Genomic DNA, 12,996 nt, shown 5'->3' with positions numbered 1-12,996 from the left:
GCTACGGCGTAGATGTGCGGGCAACGCCATCTCATTCCGCATCCTGACACCGCTGGTCCACCAGATGGGAATTGATGAGGTGTACGCCGGATGAACGACGCCGCCCGACTGGTGCTCATGGCTAGGGTGGAGAACGTGATCGAGATCGAAGAGACCCGCGACCTGGTCGATCCTGTGGTGATCGCCGCGTTCGAGGGATGGAACGACGCGGCCGATGCCGCGTCCGGCACCGTTGACCATCTGATGGACGTCTGGCATGCGCGGGTCGTGGCCGAGATCGACCCCGAGGACTTCTACGACTACCAGGTCAACCGCCCGGTCTCCGGCACCGACGAGAACGGCTTCCGTACGATCACCTGGCCCACCACCCAGGTCGCGGTCTGCTCCCCGCCCGATCTGGACCGCGACATCATCCTCGTCCGCGGCATCGAGCCGAACATGCGCTGGAAGCAGTTCGTGAGCGAGATCCTGGAGTGCGTCGACGACCTCGGCGGCCAGCTCGTGGTGACCCTTGGTGCGCTCCTGGCCGACGCCCCGCACACCCGCCCGATCCACGTCTCCGGGACCGCCACCGAGCCCGACCTCGTCGACCGGCTCAAGCTCGACTCGCCGACCTACGAGGGACCGACCGGCATCGTCGGCGTGGTCCAGGAGGCCTGCGTCCAGTCCGACATCCCCGCGGTCTCCTACTGGGCCGCGGTCCCCCACTACGTCGCCGCCCCGCCCTGCCCCAAGGCCACCCTCGCGATCATCAACAAGCTCGAGGACCTGCTCCAGTGCTCCATCCCCCTCGGCGAGCTCCCCGAGGACTCCCGAGCCTGGGAGCGAGGTGTCAACGACCTCGCCGAGGAGGACGAGGACGTCTCCGACTACGTACGCTCCCTCGAAGAGGCCCGCGACACCGTCGACCTCCCCGAGGCGAGCGGCGACGCCATCGCCCGGGAGTTCGAGCGCTACCTCAAGCGCCGCTCCGACGACTCGTAAGCCCGTCGGTCGAGCCGCGAGGCCGCCTGCGGCCGAGCGTGTCGAGACCAACACGGTCACATCGAGCGCGACAGGTGACCGTGTTGGTCTCGACACGCCTACGCCTAGCGGCTCCGGCGGCTCGACCAGCGGGGGGCGGCTAGAGCTTGATGCCCAGGGCCGCGTCGACGAGCTTGGAGATGGTCTCGCCGGCGAGTGGGTCCGAGGTCTCGGCGAGGCCGCCCTCGCCGAGGGTGGCGGCGACCCAGGCGTCGACGGCCTTGACCGCGCGCGGAGCGTCGAGGTCGTCGGCCAGGGCCCCGAGGACCGTCTCGACGACCGGCGCCGCCGGGGCGCCGCGGCCGAGAGCGACGGCCTTGCGCCACTCGGCGACCTGGTCGACGGCGTCGAAGAGCTTGGCGTCGGTCCACTCCCAGTCGTCGCGGTAGTGGTGACCCAGGAGCACCAGCCGGATCGCCATCGGGTCGATCTCGGAGTTGCGCAGCGCGGAGACGAAGACGAGGTTGCCGCGCGACTTGGACATCTTGTGGCCGTCGTAGGCCACCATCCCGCCGTGGGTGTAGATCTCGGCGAAGTCCTTGCCGGCCGACCGTGCGTGCGAGCCGGACATCTCGTGGTGCGGGAAGACCAGGTCGGAGCCGCCGGCCTGGACGGTGAACCCGGCACCGAGGTGCTCCAGGGCGATCGCGGTGCACTCGATGTGCCAGCCGGGTCGGCCCGGGCCGTACGGCGAGGGCCAGGACGGCTCGCCCGGGCGCTCGGCGCGCCACAGCAGCGGGTCGAGCGGGTCCTTCTTGCCGGCCCGCTCGGGGTCGCCGCCGCGCTCGCCGAAGAGCTCCAGCATCTCCGAGCGCGACATCCGCGACTCGTCACCGAAGCCCTCATCGACGGCCACCGAGGCGTAGACGTCCTCGTCGACCTTGTAGATCGCGCCGGCCTCCTCGAGCTCACCGATCAGCGAGGTCACCAGCGGGATCGACTCGACGGCACCGATGTAGTGCTGCGGCGGTACGACCCGCAGCGCCTCCATGTCCTGGCGGAAGAGCTCGGTCTCGCGCTCGGCGAGCGCCTCCCACTCGATCCCGACCTTGTCCGCCCGCTCGAGCAGCGGGTCGTCGACGTCGGTGACGTTCTGGGTGTAGTCGACCTCGTAGCCGGCGTTGAGCCACGCCCTGTGGAGCAGGTCGAAGGCGACATAGGTGTTGGCGTGGCCCATGTGGGTCGCGTCGTAGGGCGTGATGCCACACACGTACAACGACCGGCGTCCCTGACCTTCCGTCGGGACGATCGCGTCCCGCTGATGGTCGTAGAGCTGCACCTCGGGCCCTCTGGCGGACAGTTCTGGGACTTCGGGGGCAGACCAAGCGCGCATGGGTGCAGCCTACTTGGCGCGCACCACGTGTCTCAGAACGGCGGCCACGGGATGACATGGCGGTCGTACTCCGGCTGTGGGAAGACCCCCTCGGCGAGCAGCGCCTCGCAGCGCAGAGCGAGCGCTTCGAGATCCCCACCCGAGAGGTACGCCGCCAGCTCCCGCCCGAGCGCGCCGGAGAGCCCGGCGTGGACCGTCCGGATCCCGGCGAGCTCCTCGTCGGAGAAGCCCAGCCCCTGCCATCCCCACAAGATGGTGCGCAGCTTCGGCTCCTCGTGGAAGGTCAGGCCGTGGTCGCATCCGAAGCGGTGCCCGTCAGCGAGCGGCAGGACGTGTCCGCCCTTGCGGTCGGCGTTGTTGGTGATCGCGTCGAAGACCGCCATCCGCCGCAGGGCGGGAGTGTCCTCGTGGGCGAGCGAGACCACCTGGTCGAGCGCGTCGTAGCCGTCGAAGACGTGCCGGAACCCGTCCGGGATCTCGCCCTCAGGGACGATCGTCACCGGCTCCACGCTCTCGTCCGCCGAGATCCAGCGCTGCACCATCCCGACCCCGTGCGGTCCTTCGCCGAGCCAGGTCTCGGGCACGACTGACCAGCCCAGTGCCTCGGAGACGAGATAGGAGGCGACCTCGCGGTGCGCCAACCGCCCGTCGGGGAAGTCCCACAGCGGCCGCTCCCCCGCGATCGGCTTGTAGACCACCTCGGCGTGCCCGATCGTGGCCAGGAACGTCGCGTTGGAGGCCGTCGTCAGCCGCCCGACGAGCTCCATGGCACCGTCGGCCGCCCCGGTGGACTCGATGACCGGCTCCACCGGCTCAGACCGGGTCGCGACGCTTGAACCCGTTCGCCCGGACGCACAGGTGGCCCTCGGGGTCGATCGGGTTGCCGCAGAACGGGCAGTTGGGGCGGCCGGCGCCCAGGACCGCCTCGGCGCGCTTGACGAACGCACGGGCGTTGCCGGGGGCGAACCGCACCAGGAACACCTCGTCGGGCTCCGACTCCTCGAGCTCGATGGCCGCAACCGCGTCCTCGTCGACCAGGTGACCGGACTCGTCGACCTCGGCGATGATCTCGGTCTCGCTGATCGGGAAGACCTCGAGGACGACCTTGTCCTCGTCCGGATCCCAGGCCAGCGTCATCGTGCCTGCCCGGAACTCCTCCTCGATCGGCTGCTCCAGCGGGCCGTTGTCGTCGAGCTCGAAGGGGGCCACTGCAGGCACCACGGCGGGCGCCGACTTCATCACCTCGTCGAGGAGCTCGTCGAGCCGCTCGGCGAGCACGATGACCTGCTGCTTCTCCAGCGCGACCGAGACGACTCGCGTCCCCTCACGAGCCTGGAGGAAGAACGTACGCGCCCCGGGCTCGCCGACGGTGCCGACGACGAATCGTTCGGGCGGGTCGAAGGCGTGCATCACAGGCATGGTCAAACCTTATCCAGACCGTCCTCGGGACCCGAGCCGCCGCCCACGACGGCGTCGTTGCGCCGGCGCGACGACTTGCGGCCCTTCTTCGCGGCCGGCTGCGGCGCCAGCCAGGAGAGATCGCCGGCGTGGGTGTTGGTCGCCAGCACGGAGGGGCGACCCTCCCCGTAGCGGACCACGGAGATGGAGGCCGGGTCGACGTGCAGCCGCTGGAACAGGTCCAGGTGCATACCGAGCGCGTCGGCCAGGATCGCCTTGATCAGATCCCCGTGGCTCACGCACAGCCAGACCGCCGAGTCCCCGTGCGCCGCCGTGACGGCGGCGTCGTGGCGGCGTACGGCCTCGACTCCTCGGGCCTGCATCGCCGGCATCGACTCGCCGCCGGGGAAGGTGACCGCGGAGGGCTGGGCCTGCACCGTCTTCCACAGCTTGCGGCGCGCCAGCGTGCTGAGCTTCTCCCCCTGCCACTCGCCGTAGTCGCACTCGGAGACACCGTCCTCGACGACGACGGCAGGCTGCTCGGCGCGGCCCTCCAGGATCACCGCGAGGGTCTGCTGGCAGCGCTCCATCGGACTGGTGACCGCCAGCGCGAGCGGGACCGGCGCGATCCGTTCGGCGGCCCTGCTCGCCTGCTCCAGCCCGCGCTCGTCCAGCTTCACCCCGAGAAGCCGGCCGGCCAGGGTGCCGGATGCGTTTGCCGTCGTACGGCCGTGTCTCACCAGGATCATCGTCGCCACGATGGGCGACCCTATCCATCAGGGGTTTGGCGTGCAGCATGCCCTAACCTGAGAACGTGATCGTCGACAGCGCTCTCTACCGCGCCGGTGCGCGCGAGCAGACCGACTGTTCGCCCCACGACTACGCGACGTTGCGCGACGGGGTGAAGGACGATGGCGACTTCGTCTGGCTCGGGCTCTACCAGCCCAGCCAGTACGAGCTCGAGGAGGTCGCCGCCGCCTTCGACCTGCATCCGCTCGCCGTCGAGGACGCGCTCACCGCCCACCAGCGCCCCAAGCTGGAACGCTACGACGACGCGATGTTCCTCGTCGTCAAGACGCTGTGGTACGTCGATGCCGAGGACGCCGTCGAGACCGGCGAGGTCGCGTTCTTCATCGGTCCCGACTACGTGATCACGGTCCGCCACGGTCGCGGCTCCCGGCTCGCGCCGGCTCGAGAGCTGCTCGAGACCAGCGACGAGCACCTGCTCACCGAAGGCTCCTACTCGGCCGTCCATGCCGTCGTCGACTACATCGTCGACGGCTACGTGGACGTGGCCAACGAGCTCACCAAGGACGTCGACGAGGTCGAGACGTCGGTCTTCTCCGACGAGCGCACCCACGACTCGGCCCGGATCTACCGGCTCCGCCGCGAGCTGGCAGAGGTACGCCGAGCGGTGATGCCGCTGCGCGAGCCGGTGCGCCGCTTCGCCAACGGGGAGGGCGGGATCGACCCCGACCTGCGCCCCTACTTCCGCGACGTCCTCGACCACCTCTCCTCCATCGTGGAGTCGATCGAGAACCTCGAGACGCTGCTGTCCTCCGCCTTCGAGGCCCACTTGGCGCAGCTCTCGCTGCAGCAGAACGACGACATGCGCAAGATCTCCGCGGGCGCCGCGATGATCGTGGTGCCGACTCTCATCGCCGGGATCTACGGGATGAACTTCGACTACATGCCCGAGCTCCACTGGAGGCTCGGCTACCCGTTCGCGCTGCTGCTGATGGCCGCCGTGATCACCGGGATGTGGGTCTTCTTCCGCAAGTCCGGCTGGTTCTAACCGGCTCGACCAGCGGAGCTCAGTGCAAGAAGGTGAACAGCGGTGAGTCCGGCTCGATCCGCTCGATGAGCAGGTCGCTGGCGCCCATCCGCTCGAGCAGGCCGCCGAGGCCGTCGGCGGAGTCGAGGTCGATCCCGATCAGCGCCGGGCCGAGCTCGCGGTTGGACTTCTTGACGTACTCGAAGACCACGATGTCCTCACCGTCTGCGAGAACGTCGTCGAGGAAGCCACGCAGCGCGCCGGGTGCCTGCGGGAACGAGACCAGGAAGTAGTGGCGCAGGCCCTGGTGGATCAGCGCCCGCTCGAGCACGTCGGCGTAGCGGGAGACGTCGTTGTTGCCGCCGGAGAGGACCGCCCCGACACGCGCGGCGCCACGCAGGTCGACCTGCCCCAGGGCCGCGACCGCGAGCGCGCCGGCGGGCTCGGCGATGATGCCCTCGGTCTGGTAGAGCTCGAGCATCTCCACGCAGACCGCGCCGACCGGCACGGAGACGAGCTCGTCGACGTACTCCTTGACGATCGGGTACGTCACCTTCCCCGCGGTCGCGACCGCGGCCCCGTCCACGAACGTGTCGAGCGTGTCCAGCCGGACCGGACCGCCGGCCTCGACCGCGGCGGCCATCGAGGCGGCACCCGCGGGCTCGACCCCGATGATCCGGGTCTGCGGCCAGACCTCGCGCACCCAGGTCGCGACGCCGGAGGCGAGCCCACCGCCACCGACCGGCAGCAGCAGCACGTCCAGCGGCTCCGTGATCTGGGAGGTCAGCTCGTAGCCGACCGTGCCCTGCCCGGCGATCGTGCGCGGGTCGTCGAAGGCCGAGACGTACGTCGCGCCGAGCCCGCGACCCAGCTCGTAGGCGTATGCGGAGGCCTCGTCGTAGGTGGAGCCGTGCAGCGTCAGGGTCACGTGCTCACCACCGAGGGCGGTGATCCGGTCGCGCTTCTGCTTGGGCGTGTTGGTCGGCACCACGATGTGGCCGGGCACACCGAGACGGGCGCACGAGATCGCGACGCCCTGGGCGTGGTTGCCGGCGCTGGCGCAGACGACGCCGCGCTCGAGCTCCTCGGGCGAGAGCGAGCTCATCAGGTTGTAGGCGCCCCGGACCTTGTAGGAGCGGCCCAGCTGCAGGTCCTCCCGCTTGAGCAAGACCTCGGCGGCGTACCGCTCCGAGAGTCTGACCGAGCGTTCGACCGCCGTGCGCGTGGCGATCGTGCGCGCGGCGGCTTCCTCGATCGCAGCGGGTGTTACAGCGGACTTCGCACCAGACTCAGACACATCCGTGAGTTTGGCACGATCACCACTCGGTGAGCACACCCACGCCGAGGAGCACCAAGACGGTGAGGCCGAGGACGACCCGGTAGATCACGAACGGCGTGTAGGTGTTGTGCGAGAGGTACTTGAGCAGCCACGCGATCACCGCATAGCCGAGCACGAACGAGACGATGGTGGCGACGATCGTCGGTCCCCAGCCGTAGAGGTTCGAGCCGTGGGCGATCTCGCCCATCTCGAACAGCCCGGCCCCGAAGACCGCGGGCAGCGCGAGCAGGAACGCGTAGCGGGTCACCGTGGCCCGCTCGTAGCCGAGCGCACGGCCCATCGAGATGGTGGCTCCCGACCGGGACACCCCGGGGATCAGTGCGCAGGCCTGGGCGCAGCCCATCAGGATCGCGTCGCGCCAGGTCAGGTCGTCGAACTGCTTGCGGTTGGCGCCGATGCGGTCGGCGACGCCGAGGACGATGCCCATGACCACCAGCATGGTGCCCACCACGTACAGACTGCGCAGGTCGTGCTCGATGATGTCCTTCATCACCACCCCGATCGCCGCGATCGGGATCGAGCCGACGATGATGAACCAGCCCATCCGAGCGTCGGTGTGGCTGCGCAGCTCGGCGTTGAAGAGGCTGCGGAACCAGGTCACGATGATGTCGCGGATGTTGCGCCACATGTAGAAGACGACGGCCAGCTCGGTGCCGATCTGGATCACCGCGGTGAACGCGGCGCCCGGGTCGCCCCAGCCCAGCAGCTCTGGAAAGATGCGCAGGTGCGCGCTGGATGAGATGGGCAGGAACTCGGTGAGTGCCTGAAGAATTCCCAGTGCGATCGCCTGCAAGTAATCCACGGGCGGAAACTCTAAGGGGCATGTACGCAGCACCCGGCCGCTGCCTCCCCATCGGTGTGTCTGCCGTCACTGCCAGCGTGTCCGGACGAGGCCTCGCGGAGGGCACGGATAGATTGTCCTCATGCAGAGCCGACTCCTCGGAGCCACTGGGCTGCGAGTCTCGTCTCTCGCCCTGGGCACCATGACCTGGGGCAGCGTGACCGATGAGCACGAGGCCCGTGAGCAGCTGGCCGGCTTCACCGAAGCCGGTGGCACGCTCCTCGACACCGCTGCCGGATACGGCGACGGGGCCTCCGAGGCGCTGCTCGGCTCGCTGCTCGGCGAAGGCGTGGTGGCCCGCGACGACGTCGTCCTGGCGACCAAGGGCGGGATCACCTGGCGCGGCGGCAATCGGGGCGTCGACACCTCCCGCGGCGGGCTGCTCACCGGCCTCGACGCCTCCCTGAAGCGGCTCGGCGTCGACCACGTCGACCTGTGGCAGGTGCACGTGTGGTCCTCCGAGGCGCCCCTCGAGGAGACGCTCTCGGCGCTCGACATGGCGTTGAGCAGCGGCCGGGCGGCGTACGTCGGGGTCTCCAACTACAGCGGATGGCAGACCGCCCAGGCTGCAACCTGGCAACGAGCGGTGCCTGGGCGGGCGATCCTGGCCTCGACGCAGGTGGAGTACTCGCTGCTGGCCCGCGACATCGAGTACGAAGTGCTGCCGGCCGCTGAGGCGATGGGCATGGGTCTGCTGGCCTGGTCCCCGCTGGCTGGTGGCGTGCTGACCGGGAAGTATCGCACCGGCATCCCCTCCCACTCTCGTGGCGCCGACCCGAACTTCTCGGCCCGGGTGGATGCCTACGACGACGAGCGCTCCCGCGGGATCGTCACCGCCGTCGCCAAGGCCGCCGAGGGCCTGGAGTGGACGCCGCTGCAGGTCTCGCTGGCCTGGGTCCGGGATCGTCCGGGTGTCACCGCACCGATCCTCGGGGCGCGTACGTCCGCCCAGCTCAAGGAAGCCCTGCAGGTCGCCGACCTCACCTTGCCGCCCGAGATCGCGCTCGCCCTCGATGACGTCTCCGCGGTCTGAAATTCCTCTACGAGGGAAGATCTGATCCGGCACACTGGTTCTCCTGAGTAGTCCATCAGAAGGAGTGCTGCCTTGGCTCGAGCCGAACGCCGTCCGCCCCGCCCGGGAGTCATGTGGGAGTACGACAAGGTGACCTTCTCGCGTGAGTTCTCCCGCAACATCGTCACCAAGCTCCTCGTCGAACGCGCCGAGCACGGCGGCTGGGAGCTCGACCGGGTGCGCATCACCGCCGACGGCACCCGCCGGGTGACGCTGCGCCGCAAGATCATCCGGCAGCGGCTGACCGTCTGACGTCACCGGGGCGTCGATCACCGGCGCCGACGGCAAAGAGAACTAGGGTCCATGGAGTGATCCATCTCGTACGCCACGGTGATGCCGCCGGCGAGGACCGCGCCGATCCCGGGCTCTCCGATCTGGGCCGCCGCCAGGTCCACGCCCTCGCCAACCGCCTGGCCTTCCGTCCGATCCGACGGGTCCTGCACGGTCCGAGCCGGCGTACGTCCGAGACCGCCTGCATCCTCACCGAGAACCTCGGTGCCGGAGCAGCGCCCTCCGATCTCCTCGCCGACCGCACCCCGGTGCCGTCACCCGAACGTCGCGGCGACTATCCGACCCACCGCTGGGAGTGGTTCGAGGACGTCCCTGCGGCCGAGCGCGACATCGACGGCACCGACCTCACCGAGGCCTGGCACACGCTCTGGTTCGCGCACCACGACGAGGAGATCGTGCTGGTCACCCACGCGTTCGTGATCGCCTGGTTCGTACGTCAGGTCCTCAACGCCCCGCCCGCGACCTGGATGCGGATCGGCCCGATCGACAACGCGACCCTGACCAGCATCGGCCCCAACATCGCCGGTGAACCGGTGGTGGAGACCTTCAACGCCGAGGTCATCCTCCCCCTCTAGCCCCGCCGAGAAGTCAGAATCTGACGCCGAAGCGTCAGTATCTGACCGCCAAGCGTCAGTATCTGATGCCGACCTGCGGGAAATCGACCTCTCGGCGTCAGGAATCGACCTCTCGGCGTCAGAAACTGACGTCTCGGCGTGAGTCAGACCTGGTCGAGGAAGCGGTCCATCACGCGAGCGCCGAACTGGAGCGCGTCGACCGGGACCCGCTCGTCGACGCCGTGGAAGAGGGCGGTGAAGTCGAGCTCCTCAGGGAGCCGCAGGGGCGCGAAGCCGTACGTCCTCATCCCGAGCCGCTTGAAGTGCTTGGCGTCCGTGCCGGCACTCATCAGATAGGGGGCGACGAGGGCGTCAGGGTCCTCGGCGACGAGCGAACGCTCCATGGCCGCGACGAGGGCGCCGTCGTAGGGCGTCTCCCAGGGCATCTGGTTCTGCTCGAACTCGATGTCGATCCCCTCACCGCACAGCTTGCGCAGGGTCTCGAAGAAGTCGTCCTCGTAGCCGGGCAGGAAGCGGCCGTCGACGTGGGCTTCTGCCGAGGTGGGGATGACGTTGACCTTGTAGCCGGCGCTGGTCATGGTCGGGTTGGTGACGTTGCGCAGCGTGGCGCCGATCATCCGTGCGGCAGGTCCGAACTCCTCGACGAGCCGCTCCGCGTTCTCCGGGGTGGGCTCCTCCCCCGCGATCTCGCCGACCGCGGCGAGCAGCGTCTGCATCGTCGGGGTCAGCTGGACCGGCCACTCGTGGGCACCGATACGGGCGATCGCGCCGGACAGCCTGGTGATCGGGTTGTCCCGGTTGATCATCGAGCCGTGCCCGGCGGTGCCGCGCGCGGTCAGCTTCATCCAGGCCATGCCCTTCTCGGCCGCTTCGATGAGATAGAGCCGACGCCCCTTCACGGTCGTCGAGAAGCCGCCGACCTCGCCGACCGCCTCGGTGCAGTGGGCGAGCAGGTCGGGGTGGTCCTCGACGAGCACGTGGGCGCCCTTCATCCCGCCGGCCTCCTCGTCGGCGGTGAAGGCGAGCGTGATCGGGCGCTCCGGGATCCGTCCCGTCCGTTGGCGGTCGCGGACGACCGCGAGCAGCATCGCGTCGAAGTCCTTCATGTCGACCGCACCCCGGCCCCAGACGTATCCACCTTCGATCTCACCGGAGAACGGGTCGACCTGCCAGTCCTCGGCGGCAGCCGGGACGACGTCGAGGTGACCGTGGAGCAGGAGCCCGTCCTGTCTACCGGCGGTCGAGCCTGTCGAGACCCCGCCCCACTGCGCGACGACCGAGGCCCGCCCGTGCTCGGACTCGTAGATCTCGGAGGAGATGCCGACCTCGTCGAGCTGGGCGGCGACATACTCGGCAGCCTTCCGCTCCCCCGGGCCCGGGTCGTTTCCGTAGTTGCTGGTGTCGATGCGGATCAGGTCACGGCAGAGGTCGACGACCTCGGTCTCGGCGCTGGTCATATGGCCACCGTATCGACCGGCCGCGACAACCCGCCCCCTGAAGTCCACCTGAGCGCAACCTGAGGATTTAGGTGCGGTCGGACGCGTGGGTTTCCATTGCCGCATGCAGACGCGTGCCCTCCTCTCCGCTCACCGCGCCGCGGCGCGTCAGTCGGGGCACCGCGACAACTCCTGGGAGTCGCTGCTGGAGGCCGTCCGGATGGAGGTCGACTATGTCGAGTTCGACGTGCACCGCACCCGCGACGGCGAGCTCGTCCTTCACCACGACAGCCATGTCCGCGACCGCATCGGCCGCAAGATCAGGATCGCGGACAGGACGTACGCAGCGCTGTCCCGGCTCGCGCCGTTCCGGCTGGTGCGCTACCGGGAGGCCCTCGACCTGCTCGCCGCCCATGGCAAGCACGCCCACATCGACCTCAAGTTCGCCTCTCCCGCCCGCCACCTCGGGCTCCCGCACGAGATCGATGCGGCCGAGATCGCACTCGAGGTGATGGACGAGAGCTTCATCGTGACCACGATGGTCGATGAGTCCGTACGCGTCCTGCGCGACTGGGCCGACCTCCGCTCCCCATCGACCCTCGTCGGACTCTCTCTGGGCGGCGTCGACTTCCGCCACCACCCGTTCAAGCTGCTCGGGCTGAAGGTCTCGGAGTTCTTCCCCGAGGGCCGGATCCGCCGCTGCCGCTCCAACCTGGTCGTCGTCGAGCAGCGCCTCGCCGACGTCTGGCTGCTGCGCTGGGCCCACCGCCGCAACATCAAGGTCCTCGTCTGGACGGTCGACGACCCCGGTCGCCTGCGCCGGTTCGTCTACGACAAGCGCGTCTGGATGGTCACCAGCAACCATCCGGCCCGGGCGCTCTCGCCGGCCTGACCTGAGCTGGTCGGACGCAGGATCATCACCGCCGGTCGTCTCGGCGCCTGCGCGTCGCCTCATCGATCCGACGAGCCGCTTCGACCTCAGCCACGTTCGGCGTCGTTCCGCCTGAATCTCCGAGCGAGTCCAGACCCCCTGCCCGGGCTCGTCTCTCCTCGGCCTCGGTCCGCCCGACCGCTTCGACGCCGTCATACGGCACGCCATCGCCGTCTCGATCCGTCGCGTGGTCACCGTGGCCCCGTCGCACCGAAACTACTGCGACCGCCCCGAGCGTCGCCACGATCGCGAAGAACGCGATCATCACCATCAGAGAGAGCATGAAACCCACCTCCACCAGTGCGAGGGCTTGGCTCCCTCGCCGCGTCCAGCGTGCCGCACGCACCCACCTGGGTCCACCTGATTCGGTCAGAGCCTGTCGATCCCGGCGGACAGCTGGTCGAACGCGGCAACAGCCAGTGCCACCGGATTCACCTCAGAGCCATCGTCTGCGGCGGCCCAGTGCTCGAAGGTCACCCGGATCGCATCGGTCGCCGCAGCCGCCAGCAGCCGGACGGCGAACGGGTCGGCGCCCGGATCGCGGGCCGCGATCAGCTCGCACAGGCGTGCCTCGGACTCCCCGTTGACGCGCCGCCACACCGCCGCGAGGCGTTGGTCCCTCATCGCTGCCCGCAACAGGCCCCGCGTACGCAGAAGTGCTTCTCGGTCCGCGTCGCTCGTCAAGGTCAGCGTGGTGGTGATCGCCTCGCCGATCGCACTGCGCAGGTCGGACGCGCTCGAGTCCGCGATCGCGGCCTGCCACCCCTGCGCGCCGATGGTCAGGAGCGGCGTCACCGCCTCTTCCTTGGTCTGGAAGTAGCGATAGAACGTACGGATCGACACCCCCGCCGCGCTCGTGATCGCCTCGACCGTCACGTCCTTGGTCTCGCGCTCGGCGAACAGCTCTGCCGCCGCCTCGGCGATCTCGAGAAGGGTCGCCTGCTTGCGTCGCTCGGTCAACGAAGGTCCGGCAGCCATTCCCG

The 12,996-nt window shown here is 69.3% G+C and carries 15 protein-coding genes; 6 read left to right on the top strand and 9 right to left on the bottom strand.

The genetic code is table 11. From position 1 onward, the window contains the following. Positions 1–135 precede the first annotated feature (135 nt). Positions 136–984, top strand: a complete 849-nt coding sequence (locus IEY84_RS06105; protein WP_183545387.1) for a PAC2 family protein — start codon at positions 136–138, stop codon at positions 982–984. A gap of 139 nt (positions 985–1,123) precedes the next feature. Here the strand turns inward: IEY84_RS06105 and mshC are convergent, their stop codons facing one another. Genes mshC through IEY84_RS06085 form a run of 4 tightly spaced genes read right to left on the bottom strand, consistent with a single transcriptional unit; the run spans position 1,124 to position 4,503 of the window. Continuing rightward, the gene (mshC, locus tag IEY84_RS06100) at positions 1,124–2,356 is read right to left on the bottom strand and encodes a cysteine--1-D-myo-inosityl 2-amino-2-deoxy-alpha-D-glucopyranoside ligase (protein WP_183544580.1); all 1,233 of its coding nucleotides are present in this window, start codon (positions 2,354–2,356) and stop codon (positions 1,124–1,126) included. A gap of 32 nt (positions 2,357–2,388) precedes the next feature. Continuing rightward, on the bottom strand, positions 2,389–3,165 hold the full coding sequence (locus IEY84_RS06095; protein ID WP_308424445.1) for an SCO1664 family protein: 777 nt from the start codon (positions 3,163–3,165) through the stop codon (positions 2,389–2,391). Between the two features lie 4 nt (positions 3,166–3,169). Continuing rightward, positions 3,170–3,775 carry a DUF3090 domain-containing protein gene (locus IEY84_RS06090; protein WP_183544582.1) on the bottom strand — a complete coding sequence of 202 codons (606 nt, stop codon included), beginning with the start codon at positions 3,773–3,775 and terminating at the stop codon, positions 3,170–3,172. Between the two features lie 2 nt (positions 3,776–3,777). Beyond that, positions 3,778–4,503 carry an MSMEG_4193 family putative phosphomutase gene (locus IEY84_RS06085; protein ID WP_221208756.1) on the bottom strand — a complete coding sequence of 242 codons (726 nt, stop codon included), beginning with the start codon at positions 4,501–4,503 and terminating at the stop codon, positions 3,778–3,780. A 65-nt stretch (positions 4,504–4,568) separates the two neighbouring features. On the opposite strand from IEY84_RS06085, the gene corA reads away from it, so the two are divergent. Next, entirely contained in the window at positions 4,569–5,549 is a 981-nt protein-coding gene (corA, locus tag IEY84_RS06080) for a magnesium/cobalt transporter CorA (protein WP_183544586.1), read from the top strand. Between the two features lie 19 nt (positions 5,550–5,568). Here corA and ilvA read toward each other — a convergent pair whose 3' ends face one another. Both ilvA and IEY84_RS06070 read right to left on the bottom strand, forming a co-directional pair. After that, a complete protein-coding gene (ilvA, locus tag IEY84_RS06075; protein ID WP_183544589.1) occupies positions 5,569–6,825 on the bottom strand; it encodes a threonine ammonia-lyase IlvA in 1,257 nt (418 codons plus the stop codon). A gap of 19 nt (positions 6,826–6,844) precedes the next feature. Next, positions 6,845–7,669: an undecaprenyl-diphosphate phosphatase gene (locus tag IEY84_RS06070; protein ID WP_183544591.1), complete on the bottom strand. Its 825-nt coding sequence runs from the start codon at positions 7,667–7,669 to the stop codon at positions 6,845–6,847. 121 nt (positions 7,670–7,790) lie between these two features. Here IEY84_RS06070 and IEY84_RS06065 point away from each other — a divergent pair, with 121 nt between their 5' ends. The 3 genes from IEY84_RS06065 to IEY84_RS06055 all read left to right on the top strand — a co-directional run bounded on the left by IEY84_RS06065 (position 7,791) and on the right by IEY84_RS06055 (position 9,646). Further along, entirely contained in the window at positions 7,791–8,741 is a 951-nt protein-coding gene (locus tag IEY84_RS06065) for an aldo/keto reductase (protein ID WP_183544593.1), read from the top strand. Between the two features lie 111 nt (positions 8,742–8,852). Further along, positions 8,853–9,032 carry a DUF5703 family protein gene (locus tag IEY84_RS06060; protein ID WP_040756208.1) on the top strand — a complete coding sequence of 60 codons (180 nt, stop codon included), beginning with the start codon at positions 8,853–8,855 and terminating at the stop codon, positions 9,030–9,032. Positions 9,033–9,088: 56 nt separating this feature from the next. Then, positions 9,089–9,646 carry a histidine phosphatase family protein gene (locus IEY84_RS06055; RefSeq protein WP_183544596.1) on the top strand — a complete coding sequence of 186 codons (558 nt, stop codon included), beginning with the start codon at positions 9,089–9,091 and terminating at the stop codon, positions 9,644–9,646. A gap of 143 nt (positions 9,647–9,789) precedes the next feature. On the opposite strand, the gene IEY84_RS06050 is transcribed toward IEY84_RS06055, so the two are convergent. Then, positions 9,790–11,103 carry a M20/M25/M40 family metallo-hydrolase gene (locus IEY84_RS06050; RefSeq protein WP_183544598.1) on the bottom strand — a complete coding sequence of 438 codons (1,314 nt, stop codon included), beginning with the start codon at positions 11,101–11,103 and terminating at the stop codon, positions 9,790–9,792. Between the two features lie 103 nt (positions 11,104–11,206). Here IEY84_RS06050 and IEY84_RS06045 point away from each other — a divergent pair, with 103 nt between their 5' ends. Continuing rightward, entirely contained in the window at positions 11,207–11,974 is a 768-nt protein-coding gene (locus tag IEY84_RS06045; RefSeq protein WP_183544600.1) for a glycerophosphodiester phosphodiesterase, read from the top strand. Between the two features lie 25 nt (positions 11,975–11,999). Here IEY84_RS06045 and IEY84_RS06040 read toward each other — a convergent pair whose 3' ends face one another. Together IEY84_RS06040 and IEY84_RS06035 are read right to left on the bottom strand one after the other, a co-directional pair. Then, the gene (locus IEY84_RS06040) at positions 12,000–12,296 is read right to left on the bottom strand and encodes a hypothetical protein (protein WP_183544602.1); all 297 of its coding nucleotides are present in this window, start codon (positions 12,294–12,296) and stop codon (positions 12,000–12,002) included. An 86-nt stretch (positions 12,297–12,382) separates the two neighbouring features. Then, positions 12,383–12,991 carry a TetR/AcrR family transcriptional regulator gene (locus IEY84_RS06035; RefSeq protein WP_183544604.1) on the bottom strand — a complete coding sequence of 203 codons (609 nt, stop codon included), beginning with the start codon at positions 12,989–12,991 and terminating at the stop codon, positions 12,383–12,385. Between the last annotated feature and the right edge of the window lie 5 nt (positions 12,992–12,996).

The organism is Nocardioides albus, from assembly GCF_014648255.1.
Taxonomy (GTDB): Bacteria; Actinomycetota; Actinomycetes; order Propionibacteriales; family Nocardioidaceae; genus Nocardioides; species Nocardioides albus.
This window is presented reverse-complemented; position numbering and strand designations above follow the sequence as displayed.